Here is a 16,833-nt window from a genome sequence, read left to right as displayed (position 1 = left end):
GCTGACTGTTTTGTCTTACATTATTTTAGTGAGATGTTAAACGTTTGTGGCTCTTTTACAACATCTTGTGTTTCTGAATCTCCTGCAAGTAAATCATCAGTTGTAAACTGAATATCCTTTACCTTGTCTTTTCCATCGTCAAGTATTAAACCAATAATACCATCTCTTGTTTCACCAGGCTTATAGTCTTCTCTTGATACATTTTTTGTACCAACTAACGTATCTTCGTCATATAAAAAGTTTTGAGTGGCTACTTTAAAATGTTGCTTACCATTAATCATAACATCATTCATAGAGAAAAATTGCATATTTTTATTTCCGCTATTCTCCACTTTATATGTAATCTCAACGTAACGAATTGTATTACTAATCTCTGTTCCACTTAGCGATGCATATAATTCTGCATCTTCTTGGCTTACTTTATCCCCTAATCTACGTTTTACTTCTTCAGGAGTTAGTGCCGTGTATACTTTCAATGTATTTTTTGCCTTTTCACTCATTTGTGATAAAGAGATTACTTTCACATCTTGTACGTAAATTTTCATTGGCGCTACTTCAAATGTTTGATTCACAGAATGCATCTGCTCTAACTTGAAAGTACCCCATCCTGTTTCTTTCACTTTTTGTCCTACTTTTTTCAGCTCACGCCCACCATATTCTTTCGTTTCAGGAATAGATTCTTTCTTCTTCGGTTCAGCTTTCTTTTCTTCTTGATGGAAGCAACCACTTAACATAAGAAGAAAACTACATAAAACAAAAATACTTTTCCATGCTTTCATCATTTCATTTCTCCTAACGCTATCATTCATGAATATAAAATTAGTCCCTTGCTTTGTAAACTATAGAAACAATGACAATTCCACAAAATGAACTTGTCAGTCCAGATACTATTATACCTCCAATTTGGAAAATATGAAAATAAGGATCTAAGAACGCATGCACGATAAATATAAAAGCTGTCACAATGATTATAGAAACCCAATACTTTCTTTTTTCTAAAGCTACAATCATATCTTTCCCTGTTTCATCTTTATACTTCCATAGTACGTATAATAGCAATAATAAGCCAACACATGTACTCCCATGTTGCATATATTTATACAATGGAATACTGCGTAATTCAATTTGTAACAATGGTATTTTCATAACGAAATAGCCTGTATTATGAGTAAATGCATCCCAAACGACATGCGTGAGCATACCGAATAATGCAGAATAGCAAAATACAAAGAATTCTTTCCAGGTATGTAGCCCCCACCTCTCATCTATTGCATATGAATAATAACCAGCAAACGGTTTAGGCAAATGCGTTATAAACGGCTTTTTTAAAATGTAATGATATATGTATGCGAGTAGAAATACAAGCGGTAAATTTAAATATAAGAACCCAAGCCATGTATGGCCAATAACACCATAGGGTCTAAAGTGTAAAAAATATTCAAAGTCAGGCGCCATACTACCTAATATAAGAGCCGTTACTGAAATATGTTTAGAATGCTTTTTCGCAAAAGGAAGAACTGCTGCTGGATGTGCAAATGTAAACGGCATACTTTAACTCCTTCTCACATTTTCAATAGAATACCATATATCATAACGAGAGAATGGATCTTCATGCAATATTTATTTTCACATTGGAATATGATAGTTTAAATGATATAATCCACATAAAATATTCAAAAAACAAGAAGGGATTCAGGTGTCATTAACACTTTTATTTGCTGCCTTTTTAAATTCAAAATCCGTTATGAATTGAGGTTTATATATTGATTGACGTACCCTTTTTACAAAATGTCACATTAAAAAAAGAAAATATCCCTAGTTTTTCCGCATATCCTTACTGTTTACCCGCTATTCGAACATTACAGTCACTAGCTTTCCATCCAAATGTAACATTCATTATTGGAGAAAACGGAACAGGTAAATCAACATTACTTGAAGGAATTGCAATTGCGTTAGGTTTTAATGCAGAAGGTGGAACGAAGAATTTCCGCTTTAGCACAAACGATTCACATTCATCTTTACATGAATACCTTCGAATTTCCAAAAGTTTCAATACACCAAACGACGGTTTCTTTCTTCGCGCTGAATCATTTTATAACGTTGCTTCTTATATTGATGAAATAGATGCTATAAAATCTTACGGCGGCGTTTCACTACACGAACAATCTCACGGTGAATCATTCTTTTCCTTATTTATGAACCGTTTTTCAGGACAAGGTTTATACATTTTAGATGAGCCTGAGGCAGCTTTATCACCGATGAGACAACTTTCCATGCTCATTCGAATGCATGAGCTAGCGGAACAAGGTTCACAATTTGTTATTGCGACGCATTCTCCTATTTTAATGGCTTACCCTGAATCTACTATATACTCTTTAACACAAGAGGGAATTCACGAATCCACATTAGAAGAAACTGAGCATTACCAAACGACGAAACTTTTCTTTGAAAATCGCGATCGATTATTCCATCATCTATTTAAGTCGTAAAAAAAGAAGCAGCAATAGCTGCTTCTTTTTTATAGTGCTTCTATAAATAAGGCAACCCCGATACCGCCACCAACGCATAAAGAGGCAATTCCTTTTTCTAAACCACGTCTTTTTAATTCGTGAATTAAACTTACTGTAATACGAGCCCCTGTACAACCAATTGGATGCCCAAGTCCTACGCCACTACCGTTTACGTTCACTTTTTCACGGTCTAAGCCTAACTCTTTCTCTACAGCTAAATATTGAGCCGCGAAAGCTTCATTAATTTCAAGTAAATCTGCATCTTCTAATGACCAATCTACTTTCTCTAATCCTTTTCGGATTGCTGGTGCTGGTCCAATACCCATAATTTTCGGGTCTACTCCAGCTACTGAATATCCAACAATTCTAGCTAACGGTTGTAAGCCTTTTTCTTTCGCTTTTTCTTCGCTCATTAATACTAGAACTGCACTTCCGTCATTCAGGCCAGATGCATTACCTGCAGTTACAGATCCATCTTTACGGAATGCTGGTTTTAACCCTGCTAATTTTTCCGCTGTAATATCTGCACGTGGATGCTCATCCTGCGAAAATACTACTTCTTTTCTACGTTCTTTTATTGTAATAGGAACAATTTGATCGTCAAAATATCCAGACTCGATTGCCTTCAGTGCCAATGTATGACTGCGAAGAGCAACTTCATCTTGTTCCTCTCTTGTAATTTCATATTGTTCAACTAAATTTTCCGCTGTTTCACCCATCATAATATGGTGAATCGGATCTTCTAACACTTCCCACACCGTGTCACGAATTTCTCCGTGCTGTAGACGTTGTCCCCAGCGGTGCTGTTTCAATGCATAAGGGCTCGAACTCATCGCTTCTACTCCACCTGCAACAACAACATCACTTACACCTAATTGGATTTGCATTGCAGCTGACATAATTGCTTGCATACCTGAAGAACATTGACGTTGGATTGTATATCCCGTAACTGTGTCAGGAAATCCTGCCGCTAATGCAGCTGTTCTCGCCGTATTTGCTTCATCAGTTCTTTGAATACAATGACCTAAAATTACTTCATCAACTTCATGTGGTTCTACCCCGCCTCGTTTTACAGCTTCCTGAAGTACAGGAACAGCTAATTCTACTGGCGTTACATTTTTTAGCGCTCCTCCAAAAGTTCCAATTGGCGAACGAACTGCAGCTGTAATAACAACATTATGCATTTTGTACTTGCCCCTCTCTTATGTACCCTAGTAAGTTTTTAGGTGAACTTCCATAAGATGTATATCTATAACTATCATACTATAAACATACTAAAAAATCAAAATATTTCATATAATAAAAATAGAAGGAATTAACCTTCTATTCTGTCAGTGCATATAAAAACTTTTGTAAAATTTTCTCTGTCGTTTCATTCAATTTTGGCAACTTATCTACTGGAAAATATCGGAGTTTCAACCCTTCATGATCGAGCTTTAATTCCCCACTCACATGATGTGCCTGATACAGATGAATGACATTGAAAATTTCATCGCCATTCGGATAACGGAAATATACTTCTTTTCCTGATAGAACACCAAGAAATTGCATTATTTTTGCAGTTAACCCCGTTTCCTCAAATAACTCTCTACGTGCAGTTTCTTCTGTCGTTTCGCCCAGTTCCATCGCCCCACCAGGTACACCCCAATTATATGTATCTGAACGATATTGAAGCAATACTTCTTGATTATCATTTAATATAATGATTGCTGATCCTACGAGAATAAGCGGCCTTGTACCAACGACTTTGCGTAACTCTTCAATATACCCCATATGTAAATCCCCCTTTCCCTAACCTCCCTTATCATAACAAAATTTTTCTCTTTTTGTTCATGTAATTTTAAAGAAAAAAAGAAGCTTTCGCCTCCTTTTTTTCACCTTTATTTCTTAAAACTTTCATATTTTACAGCTTCAAAAGCTTCCTCAATTTCATCATTACGATAATGGACATATGTAAAACGCCCCAATTCTACTAATCTTGCTATTTCCTGTAACGCTTTATGCTGCTCATATGTTTCTTTCAGCTTAATATGTACATAAAACTTCATTAAAGGATGTTCATATAAAGGTTCTCCTACCTCTACATATACATCTTCAACCCCTTGTACAACTCTTACATAACTCGCAAATTGATAAAGTGCTTCTCTGTCTGAAACGATTTTTAATGTATACATATATTCTCCCCCTTTCCTTTACTATATCAAAAAGACGACCACACCATGTTATAGAACTATGAAATTTTTTCGACTTGTCATCTATATATTCAATAAAGAAGGCGTTTATCCATACATGACATCTTTTTCCCACATATATTATAGGAAGAACTTTTTCATTTGAGGTGTTCCTTATGGATCCATACGTCAATATATGTATTTGCATTACTCCCGGCGCCGATATTTCTGATGACCGCATCGCAAAAGATTTAGCTGTTGCAGAATCAATTTGGCACCCCATTACATTTCAAATTCAAGAAGTAATTGTATTAAATGAACTTTTCCGTTTTTTTGACCGTGAAATCAGTTATAGAAATTCCATTCAAAGTCAAGAAAAGTTGGCATCCTTTTTCCAAACATGTGTAAATGAAGCTCCTGAATGCGACCTTTATATTTGTTATATTGGCAGTGATTATTTCAAAGAAACAGCAGTAATTGCCTGCGCTTACTCTTTAGCAAAACAACAGCAACTTACCGGCTATATTGTTTTAACAAATTCGGCTGCCCCTATGAAAAATATATATACGCTCGCTCACGAAATCGGTCATATTTTATTTACAAGACGTGTTCATGGAAAACTTACTCATGCAGATCCTCATTCTCCAACCGGCTCGGAGCACCATCCTTCTCCAACAAATCTTATGTATCCGATAGTCCCTCGTCCAGAAAACGTTCATATTCATTCCTTATTAACTGCAGAACAAAAAGCCCTCTCTTTACAAAGCTCTTTATTACAAAGAAAAAAACAGTAACCCTCATGTTACTGTTTAAAACAATTTATTCCGATCAAAAAACCAAATCCCGGCTGCTAGAAATAAAAATAGACAACTAAATATAAATGTAATCCCTCTAAAAATCCCTATATAATATTTCTTTGGAAATAATTTTTGATATATCCAGAGCAGCCGCTTTTTATTGAACTTCTAGTTCACACTTTTTCTTTCTTCAATTTTTAAAGACCATCTCATTAATCCATATATACTTCCATACATAAGTAAGATCTTTGCAATTCCCCAAAATACATTTCTTTCTTCTAAGTCTTTAAATAAGAACATAATTGCAAGAGGAACAATTAGTACCACAACACCTATCCAACCAAGAACATATACTTCACCAATAAGAAGTAATAAAAATATAGTTACTGCTAATATATATGTCTGCATTGTCGACAATTGTAAAATTGGCGTCCCATACCATTTATTCATAAACATTAATAACACCAATAATAAAATAGGTATCATCACTATTACATAAATAATTCCAAACTCTACTAATTTACTTTTAAAAGAAGAAATTCTAAACGCAACAATCGTTCCAATAATCGTAATAATTAAAACGATTGGATAACCAATTAACTGTACATTTGTTAATGTAAATTGTTGATTCGGATTTCCAAATAAAATATTTGTAAGTAACCAATATCCACCTATCCCAATTATCATTCCTAAGATACTTTTTATACTCCCGCTTTTATCCTTCTCCATCTCTTTCGCTAATTCTTCCGCATACTCTTTTGGTGAATCACCAAATATATCACTTACCGTCTTTCCCTCTTTCTCACCTTCTATTAAATGAAGCTCTGCATCTTCTAGAAAGGCGTCCACATCTTCTTCTTTAATTCCTTTTGTTATTAAATACACTTTCGTATCGATTAAAAACTTTTCCCCTTCTTTAGAAATCTTCATAATAATCCCTCCCTTATTAAACCGCTTCTCTTCTATTCGTCTTCATCATAATTTCAACGAAAATTAAAATAAATAAACTTCCATATAAACATATAATTTGAAATAACATTGGCACGAGATCTTCCGATGTAAATGTTTTAAACACTAACATAATTGAAAGTGGAATGATTAAATATAAATTTTTAAACCATCCTTCAAAATATATATTTATAGCTACTGTGATGATAAAAATCCCACCAGCCACTATATAACTTTGCACTTCGGTGAATGTGAGCATTTTTGTCGGATATATCACATCTAATATCGTAACAGCTCCTAATAAAAACATTGGAGTAATCATAACTAGAGACCACATAGAAAACCATGTTTTTGTAAAGCTTGTTACGAAGGTCATTTTGCGAAGTAGAAAATTAGGACCTATAACAACTAAAATAAATGAAAAACTATAACCGATACACTGAATAAGTGAAATCTGTAACATTCCGTTATTCACTATTAAGATAGAAGCAATAATCCAAAATGATACGATATTCATTACTGTAAAACCAATTTGCTTCCACGTTTCCCATCTATCCTTTTCCATTACCTTTACAAGTTCATTTGCATATTCTTTCGGTGAGCTTCCGAAAATATCTTCTACACTCTTCCCCTTACTCTCACCTTCTATTAAATGCAACTCTGCATCTTCTAAAAAGTTTTCAATATCACTTTCTTTTACACTCTTTGCCGTCAAAAATAATCTCATATCTAATAAAAACTTTCGTGCTTCATTTGATAGCATTATTTTTCCCCCCCTTCCCTTCAAGTAGACGTTCTACACTACTTTGCATCGTTTCCCAGCGATCCATAAATTCATCAAGTGCTTCCTCGCCTTTTTCTGTTAATGTATAATATTTTCTCTTTGGACCAGATGGAGATTCCTTCATTACGCTTGTTATTAGTCCTTCTTTTTGCATTCGTATTAATAACGGATAAATACTTCCCTCACTCGCCATTGTAAAACCATACTTCGCTAGCTTTTCACTCATTTCATAACCGTATATTTCGCCTTCAGAAATAATAGCAAGTAAGCATCCTTCTAAAATCCCTTTCAGCATTTGACTTGTCGACATAATTTAAATCCTCCTACTATCTTGTTTTACAAGATAGATAAGCGTAAGTATCTTGCTTTACAAAATAGTATAGCAAAGACTATTTTGCAAAACAAGATAGCTAACGATATTTTTTCCAAATGTTTGCAGGAATTTCATTGTAGCCTCTCTAAATAGTGCACTATGAAAACTTTATTATGAAGGGATGTTTTTCATCATGGTTACAAATCGAGTTGTCTTTTTAACTGGTGCTGCGAGTGGTATTGGTTATGAAATGGGAAAGGCTTTTGCAAAAGAAGGTGCAAAAGTTGTGATTACCGATCGGCTTGAAGAACGTGCAAAAGAAGCTGCTGAACAATTACAAAATGAAGATTTTCAAGCTATCGGTTTAAAATGTGACGTTACATCTGAAGAGGAAATTACAGCAGCAATTTCTCAAACAGTTGATCATTTCGGTTCATTAGATATATTAATTAACAACGCAGGAATGCAACACGTTTCACCCATTGAAGACTTTCCAACTGAAAAGTTCGAGCTACTAATTCAAATTATGCAAATTGCTCCGTTTATCGCAATTAAGCATGCCTTTCCGATTATGAAACAACAAAAATATGGTCGCATTATTAATGTCGCTTCTATTAACGGCCTTGTCGGGTTTGCTGGAAAAGCTGCCTACAATAGTGCAAAACATGGCGTAATTGGATTAACAAAAGTTGCCGCTTTAGAAGGCGCTACGCATGGTATTACTGTTAATGCCCTTTGCCCTGGTTATGTCGATACCCCTCTTGTACGTAATCAACTACAAGACTTAGCTACTACACGAAATGTACCACTTGAAAATGTTTTAGAAGATGTTATTTATCCACTTGTACCACAAAAACGCTTATTACAAGTACAAGAAATCGCTGATTATGCTATGTTTTTAGCGAGTGAAAAAGCTAAAGGTATAACTGGTCAAGCTGTCATTATCGATGGTGGTTATACTGCTCAATAAAAAATAAAGTTTGCTCAAGAAGAGCAAACTTTATTTTTTATCGCGAGGATCTTCGTACTTTAGTAATTGCCGCGGGAGTTTCTCAATTGCAACAATTACCCCATCTAATTTACTTTCAATACGGTGAAGTAAATATAATGTTACAACAATTGGAAACCCTACATTACCTATCATTCTGATCCATTCTTCCATCTTTCTCTCCTCCTTTCACTATATAAATAAGGAATAATGGACCATTTAGGCATAAAAAAACAAGCTATTAAATTTCAGCTTGTCTTTCAAATAATGTCAGAATTTCTTTTTTATAGTCTCCACGTAAAATCCCTTTCTCAGTAATAATACCTGTAATTAATTCATTCGGCGTTACGTCAAATGCAGGGTTATAAACATTTGTTCCAATTGGTGCTACTTGTTTTCCAAAGATTTTCGTAACTTCTGTTTCATCTCTTTCTTCAATAATAATTTCGGCTCCAGTTTCTTTCGTAACATCAAATGTTGACAGTGGAGCAGCAACGTAAAATGGGATATTAAAGTGCTTTGCTAAAATAGCTAAATTCATTGTCCCTATTTTATTGGCTGTATCTCCATTTGCGACAATTCGATCCGCCCCCACAATAATCGCGTTTATTTCTTTCGTTTGAATAGCATGAGCTGCAGTATTATCTGTAATAAGGGTCACATCAATATTTGCTTGCTTCAATTCCCACGTCGTTAAACGGCCACCTTGTAAAACTGGCCTCGTTTCACACGCATATGCATGTAAACGCACACCTTTCTCTTTTCCAATATAAAAGGGAGCTAATGCAGTTCCATATCTGGCAGTTGCGATACTTCCAGCGTTACAGATTGTTAAAATATTATCGCCATCTTTAAAACATGTTAACGCATATTCCCCAATATTTCGACACACCTTTTCATCTTCCTGTTGAATACGAAGCGCTTCTTCTTCTAATATTTTTTGTGCTTCTTTTATTGTAGTAATCTCTCGAATAGATTCTCTCATACGATCAATTGCCCAAAATAAATTGACTGCCGTTGGGCGTGATGTCCCTAAATAGTTACAGTCTCTATTAAACTTCTTTTGAAATTCTTCGATATGTAAAGTATTATATTTTTTCGCTGCAAGCGCCAAGCCAAATGCAGCTACAATTCCAATTGCAGGCGCTCCGCGTACTTCTAACATTATGATACTTTTCCAAACCTCTTCAATAGTCGTTAATGTTTTGTATTCTGTGCTATGTGGCAATTTCGTTTGATTTAATACCGCAATTGCATCACCTTTCCAACTTACAGATCTCGGAACAGTAACGATTGTACTCATGCTTTTACACCCCTTGAAACTGTCTGTTGAAATAATGTTCGAAACAGTTGAATATCAGCACTTTTAGATTCATATTTTATTAGTTCTTTTCCTAAGGATAGCGCTTGTTTCTTAGCTTGAATTCTTGTTTCTTTATTTTCTATTTCATCTAAATCTGCTACATGAGCTAAACCAATTGTTCTACGAATTAGTTCACATCCGGCAAATCCAACTGCATCAGTAAAGATATTTTGCAAAATAATTGGTAACCATTGTTTTTCTTTCGTATATGCTTCTATACCTTCTCCAATCCATAACTTTGTAAAAGTTTCTACAAAATAACTCCACGTCTTTTCTATATGGAAAAATAGTACACTTCTTTTTTCTTCTTCTCTAGATAAAGCATTTAATAATAGATTTGCAATAAATTGACCTATGTCAAATCCAAATGGGCCATATGTCGCAAATTCTGGATCAATCACTTTCGTTTCAGAAGGTGACGAAAAAATACTACCAGTATGTAAATCACCATGAATAAGAGTTTCTTTTCTTGTTAAGAACTTATATTTATATTGTGCTACTTTTAGTTTTAAAGTTTTATCACTCCAAAGTTCATCAACCACGAGCTGTAAATCTGGCTCATAATCATTTGTATCATAATGTCCAAACGGATCTGTAAACACTAAATCCTCTGTAATTTTACAAAGGTCCGGATTTACAAAGGTACCTTCTAGTACCCTCTTCTCTTCTGACTGTAAACCAAAATCTGAAGTATAAAATAAAACATGTGCTAGAAAACGGCCGATATGCTGGGATAAAAGCGGATATTCTTCTCCGTCTATTAATCCTTTTCTTGTAATTGTTAGTCTTGATAAGTCTTCTATTACCGTTATCGCTAACTCTTCATCATGACTGTACACTACTGGAACATAATCCGGTACATACTGCGCAAAAATTTGTAATGCCTTGCTTTCAATCGTTGCTCTTTTTATAGACAATGGCCAGCTTTCACCAACTACTTTCGCATATGGCAGTGCCTGTTTTATTATAATAGACTTCTCACCATCATCTAATTTGAACACGTAATTTAAGTTTCCATCTCCAATTTCATGACAAATGACATTTGCCTTCGCTTCAAAATAGCCATGATCTTTCGCATATTGTACAGCTGTTATTTCTGTTAATGAATAATATCCCATCGTCTTCTCCCCCTTTTTAAATTCAGAGGTTTTTCTAACACAGAAAAACCTCTTTTCACTAAGAAAGAGGTTTGAAGTTTATCTTCTCCCCTCTTATCTGCCAGAAAGTTTTACTTTCTGCTGGAATTAGCACCGTGCCTTTTGGCGTAATAAACGCCCCATTTCACAATGGTATTACGGTCGGTTGCTGGGCTTCATCGGGCCAAATCCCTCCACCTGCTCTTGATAAGAGTTATATAATTTTTTGAATTTTTAACTTTATGTTGAAGACTATACCAAGAATAAAAATCACTTGTCAACATTTTATTTGTATAATTCTGGACGACGATCCGCAAAAACTGGAATTCCTTTACGTACTTCTTTAATTTTCTCGAATACAAGCTCTCCAAATAAAATTGATTCCTCTTCATTCGCCTCTACTACAACTTCACCCCAAGGATCCACAATTAAAGAATGACCTGCAAACACATTATTCGGATCCTTTCCTGCTCTATTACAAGCAACAACATAACACTGATTTTCAACTGCTCTTGCTTGCAATAGCAAACGCCAATGTGCTAAACGAACTAATGGCCATTCAGCTACAACAAATAATACTTTTGCCCCTTTAACAGTATGGACACGCATCCACTCTGGAAAACGAATATCATAACAAATTGTTCCAGCGCATTCAACATCATCTAGCTTAAATTCGCCCGTACCATTACCAGCTATTAAATATTTATGTTCATCCATAAGCTGAAATAAATGTACTTTACTATATTCATTAACTAGTTCTCCTTCCTTGTTTACAACATACATTGTATTTGTAACACCTTGTTCCGTTTGCTTCGCTATGGAACCACCAACAATATGTACACCATATTGTTTCGACCATTCTTTTAACTTTTCTTTCGTTTCCAATCCATCCCTATCTGCAATTTCAGAAAGTCTTGTTAAATCATATCCTGTTGTCCATAATTCTGGTAAGACGATAACATCTGGCCTTTCCTTCATAGCTTCGCTTATTTTATTTTTAGCATTCTCAATATTTTTTTCTACATCTCCAAAAACAATATCCATTTGAATACATGCGACTTTCATTTTGTCAGCCCCATTCTTATTTTTTCTTTACAAAATATTGGAAAGATTATATCATTTGTCACTAGAATTGTAACAACTTTCAAAAGAGGTGGAAAGTATGAAATTATTTCAACCTTCTGAGATAGTAACATCATTGCCGACACAATTTTTCGCTTCACTTGTTGCAAAAGTTAACAAAGTCGTAGCAGCTGGTCACGATGTTATTAATCTAGGTCAAGGTAATCCAGATCAACCAACACCGCAGCATATCGTAAAAGCTTTACAAGATGCTGCAGAAAAGACCATTCATCATAAATATCCGCCATTTCGCGGACATGAAAGTTTAAAAGAAGCCGTGGCAACATTCTATCAACGTGAATATGATGTAGTAGTAAATCCAAAAACAGAAGTTGCTATTTTGTTTGGCGGAAAGGCTGGATTAGTAGAGTTACCAGTTTGTTTTACAAACCCTGGTGATACTATTCTCGTTCCAGATCCAGGCTATCCAGATTATTTATCAGGAGTTGCTTTAGCAAAAGCACAATTTGAAACAATGCCGCTTATTGCAGAAAATAATTTTTTACCAGATTATACGAAAATCGATGACTCTATTGCCGAGCGTGCAAAATTAATGTTTTTAAACTATCCAAATAATCCGACCGGTGCTACTGCATCAAAAGATTTTTTTGATACAACCATTAACTTTGCTAATGAACATAATATATTAGTTGTTCACGATTTTGCTTACGGCGCTATTGGATTTGATGGTCAAAAGCCCGTGAGTTTCTTACAAGCAGACGGTGCTAAAAATACAGGTATTGAAATTTACACTCTATCGAAAACTTTCAATATGGCTGGATGGCGTATCGCTTTTGCAGTAGGAAATGAAAGTGTCATTGAAACCATTAACTTATTACAAGATCATATGTATGTTAGTATTTTTGGTGCAGTTCAAGATGCTGCCCGCGAAGCACTATTAAGTTCACAGTCTTGCGTAATAGACCTTGTAAATAGTTACGAATCTCGACGAAACGCTCTTATTTCAGCTTGTCACTCAATTGGTTGGAATGTAGACATTCCAACAGGGTCATTCTTTGCATGGCTTCCTGTTCCAAAAGGATATACCTCTGAGCAATTTTCTGATATTTTACTAGAAAAAGCACATGTTGCAGTTGCTCCTGGTGTTGGATTTGGTGAGCATGGCGAAGGATATGTCCGCGTTGGTCTCTTGCATACAGAAGATAGATTACGAGAAGCCATTAATCGAATTGATAATTTGAATTTTTTCAAAAAGTAATTGACAACATAAAAAATATCTGACAAAATTCAGTTATCTTAAAAATTTAAACATTTCTAAATACTTCTTATCAAGAGCAGGTGGAGGGACGAGCCCGACGAAACCCGGCAACCGATCTACAATTGTAGACACGGTGCTAATTCTCGCAGCATTACGCTGACAGATAAGGAGCTGGTTGTAAAAAAACCTCTCCTTAGCTGAGAGGTTTTTTTATTTAACTAGGAGGTTATAACAATGAGCGGAATTATAGCGACATATTTAATTCATGATGATTCACATCACTTAGAAAAAAAGGCGGAACAAATTGCACTCGGTTTAACAATTGGCTCTTGGACTCATTTGCCACATTTATTGCAAGAACAATTAAAGCAGCATAAAGGTAACGTCATTCATGTTGAGGAATTAGCTGAACATGAACATACCAATTCGTATTTACGTAAAAAAGTAAAACGCGGAATTATTAAAATCGAATATCCGCTATTAAACTTCAGTCCAGATTTACCAGCGATTTTAACGACTACATTTGGAAAGCTATCACTTGATGGCGAAGTAAAATTAATTGACTTAACTTTTTCAGACGAGTTAAAAAAATATTTTCCTGGTCCAAAATTCGGGATAGATGGTATTCGAAATCTTTTACAAGTGCATGATCGTCCCCTTTTAATGAGTATTTTTAAAGGAATGATTGGACGAAACATTGGGTATTTAAAAACACAATTACGCGATCAAGCAATTGGTGGTGTAGATATAGTAAAAGATGATGAAATATTATTTGAAAATGCATTAACACCACTTACGAAACGCATTGTATCCGGAAAAGAAGTTTTACAATCTGTCTACGAAACATACGGACATAAAACGTTATATGCCGTAAATTTAACAGGACGAACTTTTGATTTAAAAGAAAATGCAAAACGTGCAGTAGAAGCTGGAGCTGATATTCTATTATTTAACGCATTTGCTTACGGACTAGATGTACTACAATCACTTGCAGAAGATGATGAAATCCCAGTTCCTATTATGGTACATCCTGCTGTAAGTGGTGCTTATTCAGCATCCAAGTTATATGGAGTTTCATCTCCATTATTACTTGGAAAGCTACTACGTTATGCTGGGGCTGACTTTTCATTATTCCCATCTCCATACGGAAGTGTTGCGCTAGAAAAAGAGGAGGCTCTTGCTATCTCAAAATATTTAACTGAAGACGATGCATTTTTCAAGAAGAGCTTTTCTGTTCCGTCTGCTGGTATTCATCCTGGTTTCGTTCCCTTTATTGTACGAGATTTCGGTAAAGATGTTGTTATTAATGCTGGTGGCGGGATACACGGACATCCAAATGGAGCGCAAGGCGGGGGTAAAGCTTTCCGTACTGCAATTGATGCTACTTTGCAAAATAAACCGCTCCATGAAGTAGACGACATAAATTTGCATAGTGCACTACAAATATGGGGAAATCCCTCTCATGAGGTGAAACTATGAGTATTCAAGTATTTTGTGATTTCGATGGCACGATTACAAATAATGATAACATTATGTCCATTATGGAAAAATTCGCACCACCAGAAGCCGAAGAAGTAAAGAATAAAATTTTATCACAAGAACTATCCATTCAAGAAGGTGTTTCTCAATTATTTCAATTAATACCTACTAATCTGCACGATGATATTATTCAATTTTTAATAGAAACTGCTGAAATCCGTAGTGGTTTTCATGAGTTTATACAATTCGTAAAGAAAAATAACATTTCTTTTTACGTGATATCAGGTGGAATGGATTTCTTCGTCTATCCACTCTTACAAGGAATCATTCCAAAAGAGCAAATTTATTGTAATGAAACAGACTTTTCAGCAGAGTTTATTACAGTTAAATGGCCTCATTCTTGTGATGATCATTGCCAAAATCATTGCGGATTATGTAAATCATCATTAATCCGTAAATTAAGTGATACAAATGACTTTCATATTGTAATTGGAGATTCTATTACTGATTTACAAGCCGCGAAACAAGCGGATAAAGTATTCGCTCGCGATTTTCTTATTACAAAGTGTGAAGAAAATCATATTGCTTATACACCGTTTGAAACATTTCAAGATGTGCAAGCTGAATTAAAACTTTTGTTGGAGGTGAAATTATGAAACAACTTTTTCGTCAATGGTATGACTTGAGCGAGATAAAAAAAGAATTAACAACACGAAATTGGTTCCCGGCAACAAGTGGTAATATTTCTATAAAGGTTAGTCATGAACCACTTACTTTTCTTATTACAGCAAGCGGTAAAGATAAAACAAAAACCACTCCAGATGATTTTCTATTAGTAGATCATGTAGGAGTTCCCGTTTTAGAGACTGAATTACGCCCTTCAGCAGAAACAATATTGCATACACACATTTATAACAATACGAATGCCGGGTGTGTACTTCATGTTCATACAACTGATAATAATGTCATCACAAATTTATATAGTGATGCAGTCACACTTCAAAATCAAGAAATTATTAAAGCTCTCGATATTTGGGAAGAAGGTGCAACAATTCAAATTCCTATTATTGAAAACCATGCCCATATCCCAACACTTGGAGAAAACTTCCGAAAGCATATACAAGGAGATTCGGGAGCAATATTGATTCGTAACCACGGTATTACCGTATGGGGCCGAGATAGCTTTGATGCAAAGAAGAGATTAGAAGCTTATGAGTTTCTATTCCAATTTCATATAAAACTATTATCAATTCAAGGAGGCGTTTCTAATGGCGCAAATTCGTATTCATGAAGTAAATACTCGCATTGAAAATGAAGTGGAAGTATCTAAATTTCTACAAAAGGAAGGCGTTTTATATGAGAAATGGAATATTTCTAAACTTCCTACTCATTTAAATGAAAATTATTCTTTAACAGATGAAAACAAAGCTGAAATATTAGCTGTGTTTTCAAAAGAAATTGCTGATGTTTCAGCACGCCGAGGTTATAAAGCGCATGATGTAATTTCACTTTCAAATAGCACACCTAACCTTGACGAACTATTAATTAATTTTCAAAAAGAACACCATCATACTGATGATGAAGTTCGCTTTATTGTTAGTGGTCATGGCATCTTTGCCATTGAAGGAAAAGACGGAACATTCTTTGACGTTGAACTTGAGCCAGGTGATCTCATATCTGTTCCTGAAAATGCAAGACATTATTTTACTTTGCAAGATGATCGCCAAGTTGTAGCTATTCGTATTTTTGTTACAACTGAAGGCTGGGTTCCAATCTATTAAGGTAGTTAGTTGAATAAAAGGACTTGGATCCCCTTTTCCAAACTTTTATTCACTCTACATATATACATCCTCCTATGGAACAGGCTTATTTCATTTTGAAATAAGCCTGATTTTTTATTTACTTGAAAGTACCATTTCATCACAAATTTAACACCTTGATTTTTTCAAGTACATTTTTTGAACATTTATTGAATTTTTTCTGAAAATTCTGTTTTATATGTG

General features: G+C 34.9%; 20 protein-coding genes, 1 pseudogene and 2 riboswitches. Of the genes and pseudogenes, 8 read left to right on the top strand and 13 right to left on the bottom strand.

Translation table 11 applies throughout. From position 1 onward, the window contains the following. Positions 1-20: 20 nt before the first annotated feature. A complete protein-coding gene (locus ACTFRH_RS16455; RefSeq protein WP_000973901.1) occupies positions 21-782 on the bottom strand; it encodes a hypothetical protein in 762 nt (253 codons plus the stop codon). Positions 783-819: 37 nt separating this feature from the next. Continuing rightward, positions 820-1,548 carry a DUF4184 family protein gene (locus tag ACTFRH_RS16450; RefSeq protein ID WP_001116858.1) on the bottom strand — a complete coding sequence of 243 codons (729 nt, stop codon included), beginning with the start codon at positions 1,546-1,548 and terminating at the stop codon, positions 820-822. Positions 1,549-1,763: 215 nt separating this feature from the next. On the opposite strand from ACTFRH_RS16450, the gene ACTFRH_RS16445 reads away from it, so the two are divergent. Then, a complete protein-coding gene (locus ACTFRH_RS16445; protein ID WP_000568002.1) occupies positions 1,764-2,489 on the top strand; it encodes an AAA family ATPase in 726 nt (241 codons plus the stop codon). A gap of 29 nt (positions 2,490-2,518) precedes the next feature. Here ACTFRH_RS16445 and ACTFRH_RS16440 read toward each other — a convergent pair whose 3' ends face one another. From ACTFRH_RS16440 to ACTFRH_RS16430, 3 genes are all read right to left on the bottom strand, one after another. Further along, positions 2,519-3,694: an acetyl-CoA C-acetyltransferase gene (locus tag ACTFRH_RS16440; RefSeq protein ID WP_000552079.1), complete on the bottom strand. Its 1,176-nt coding sequence runs from the start codon at positions 3,692-3,694 to the stop codon at positions 2,519-2,521. Between the two features lie 139 nt (positions 3,695-3,833). Further along, positions 3,834-4,283, bottom strand: coding sequence for an NUDIX hydrolase (locus ACTFRH_RS16435; protein WP_002164161.1), 450 nt, complete (start codon positions 4,281-4,283; stop codon positions 3,834-3,836). Between the two features lie 107 nt (positions 4,284-4,390). Further along, entirely contained in the window at positions 4,391-4,684 is a 294-nt protein-coding gene (locus ACTFRH_RS16430) for a DUF3928 family protein (protein ID WP_000288330.1), read from the bottom strand. A gap of 173 nt (positions 4,685-4,857) precedes the next feature. Between ACTFRH_RS16430 and ACTFRH_RS16425 the strand changes: the two genes are divergently transcribed. Continuing rightward, positions 4,858-5,475, top strand: a complete 618-nt coding sequence (locus ACTFRH_RS16425) for an ImmA/IrrE family metallo-endopeptidase (protein ID WP_000371610.1) — start codon at positions 4,858-4,860, stop codon at positions 5,473-5,475. Between the two features lie 15 nt (positions 5,476-5,490). On the opposite strand, the pseudogene ACTFRH_RS16420 reads toward ACTFRH_RS16425, so the two are convergent. The 4 genes and pseudogenes from ACTFRH_RS16420 to ACTFRH_RS16405 form a co-directional block, all read right to left on the bottom strand. After that, positions 5,491-5,634 (bottom strand): annotated as a pseudogene (locus ACTFRH_RS16420) (DNA-binding protein); the annotation flags it as partial. A 12-nt stretch (positions 5,635-5,646) separates the two neighbouring features. After that, the gene (locus ACTFRH_RS16415) at positions 5,647-6,408 is read right to left on the bottom strand and encodes a DUF1129 domain-containing protein (protein ID WP_000703258.1); all 762 of its coding nucleotides are present in this window, start codon (positions 6,406-6,408) and stop codon (positions 5,647-5,649) included. Positions 6,409-6,424: 16 nt separating this feature from the next. Next, complete coding sequence (locus ACTFRH_RS16410) at positions 6,425-7,189, bottom strand: DUF1129 domain-containing protein (protein WP_000950438.1); 765 nt, start codon at positions 7,187-7,189, stop codon at positions 6,425-6,427. Then, the gene (locus ACTFRH_RS16405; protein ID WP_000107980.1) at positions 7,176-7,520 is read right to left on the bottom strand and encodes a PadR family transcriptional regulator; all 345 of its coding nucleotides are present in this window, start codon (positions 7,518-7,520) and stop codon (positions 7,176-7,178) included. The genes ACTFRH_RS16410 and ACTFRH_RS16405 overlap by 14 nt, the downstream gene beginning before the upstream one ends. A 196-nt stretch (positions 7,521-7,716) precedes the next feature. Between ACTFRH_RS16405 and ACTFRH_RS16400 the strand changes: the two genes are divergently transcribed. Beyond that, the gene (locus ACTFRH_RS16400) at positions 7,717-8,493 is read left to right on the top strand and encodes a 3-hydroxybutyrate dehydrogenase (protein WP_000258425.1); all 777 of its coding nucleotides are present in this window, start codon (positions 7,717-7,719) and stop codon (positions 8,491-8,493) included. Positions 8,494-8,523: 30 nt separating this feature from the next. Here ACTFRH_RS16400 and ACTFRH_RS16395 read toward each other — a convergent pair whose 3' ends face one another. From ACTFRH_RS16395 to ACTFRH_RS16380, 4 genes are all read right to left on the bottom strand, one after another. After that, a complete protein-coding gene (locus tag ACTFRH_RS16395) occupies positions 8,524-8,685 on the bottom strand; it encodes a YvrJ family protein (RefSeq protein WP_000393344.1) in 162 nt (53 codons plus the stop codon). 67 nt (positions 8,686-8,752) lie between these two features. Then, positions 8,753-9,814 carry an S-methyl-5-thioribose-1-phosphate isomerase gene (gene mtnA, locus ACTFRH_RS16390; protein ID WP_000104606.1) on the bottom strand — a complete coding sequence of 354 codons (1,062 nt, stop codon included), beginning with the start codon at positions 9,812-9,814 and terminating at the stop codon, positions 8,753-8,755. Then, positions 9,811-10,992: an S-methyl-5-thioribose kinase gene (gene mtnK, locus ACTFRH_RS16385; RefSeq protein ID WP_000542669.1), complete on the bottom strand. Its 1,182-nt coding sequence runs from the start codon at positions 10,990-10,992 to the stop codon at positions 9,811-9,813. The genes mtnA and mtnK overlap by 4 nt, the downstream gene beginning before the upstream one ends. A gap of 90 nt (positions 10,993-11,082) precedes the next feature. Continuing rightward, a riboswitch (SAM riboswitch) is annotated at positions 11,083-11,224 on the bottom strand. A 71-nt stretch (positions 11,225-11,295) separates the two neighbouring features. Then, complete coding sequence (locus ACTFRH_RS16380; RefSeq protein WP_002164162.1) at positions 11,296-12,075, bottom strand: carbon-nitrogen family hydrolase; 780 nt, start codon at positions 12,073-12,075, stop codon at positions 11,296-11,298. Positions 12,076-12,172: 97 nt separating this feature from the next. On the opposite strand from ACTFRH_RS16380, the gene ACTFRH_RS16375 reads away from it, so the two are divergent. From ACTFRH_RS16375 to ACTFRH_RS16355, 5 genes are all read left to right on the top strand, one after another. Next, positions 12,173-13,351: a pyridoxal phosphate-dependent aminotransferase gene (locus ACTFRH_RS16375; protein WP_000765530.1), complete on the top strand. Its 1,179-nt coding sequence runs from the start codon at positions 12,173-12,175 to the stop codon at positions 13,349-13,351. Positions 13,352-13,415: 64 nt separating this feature from the next. Then, positions 13,416-13,521, top strand: a riboswitch (SAM riboswitch). A gap of 64 nt (positions 13,522-13,585) precedes the next feature. Continuing rightward, positions 13,586-14,830: a 2,3-diketo-5-methylthiopentyl-1-phosphate enolase gene (gene mtnW, locus ACTFRH_RS16370; protein WP_000014171.1), complete on the top strand. Its 1,245-nt coding sequence runs from the start codon at positions 13,586-13,588 to the stop codon at positions 14,828-14,830. Beyond that, a complete protein-coding gene (locus tag ACTFRH_RS16365; protein WP_000027464.1) occupies positions 14,827-15,486 on the top strand; it encodes a 2-hydroxy-3-keto-5-methylthiopentenyl-1-phosphate phosphatase in 660 nt (219 codons plus the stop codon). The genes mtnW and ACTFRH_RS16365 overlap by 4 nt, the downstream gene beginning before the upstream one ends. Beyond that, the gene (locus tag ACTFRH_RS16360) at positions 15,483-16,121 is read left to right on the top strand and encodes a methylthioribulose 1-phosphate dehydratase (RefSeq protein WP_000811342.1); all 639 of its coding nucleotides are present in this window, start codon (positions 15,483-15,485) and stop codon (positions 16,119-16,121) included. The genes ACTFRH_RS16365 and ACTFRH_RS16360 overlap by 4 nt, the downstream gene beginning before the upstream one ends. Continuing rightward, entirely contained in the window at positions 16,099-16,611 is a 513-nt protein-coding gene (locus ACTFRH_RS16355) for a 1,2-dihydroxy-3-keto-5-methylthiopentene dioxygenase (protein ID WP_000057326.1), read from the top strand. The genes ACTFRH_RS16360 and ACTFRH_RS16355 overlap by 23 nt, the downstream gene beginning before the upstream one ends. Positions 16,612-16,833 lie beyond the last annotated feature (222 nt).

The sequence above is a fragment of the Bacillus cereus group sp. MYBK216-1 genome (assembly GCF_051916495.1).
GTDB classification, from domain to species: domain Bacteria; phylum Bacillota; class Bacilli; order Bacillales; family Bacillaceae_G; genus Bacillus_A; species Bacillus_A thuringiensis_K.
The sequence above is the reverse complement of the archived record's forward strand: the minus strand, read 5'-3'. Positions and strand labels throughout refer to the sequence as shown.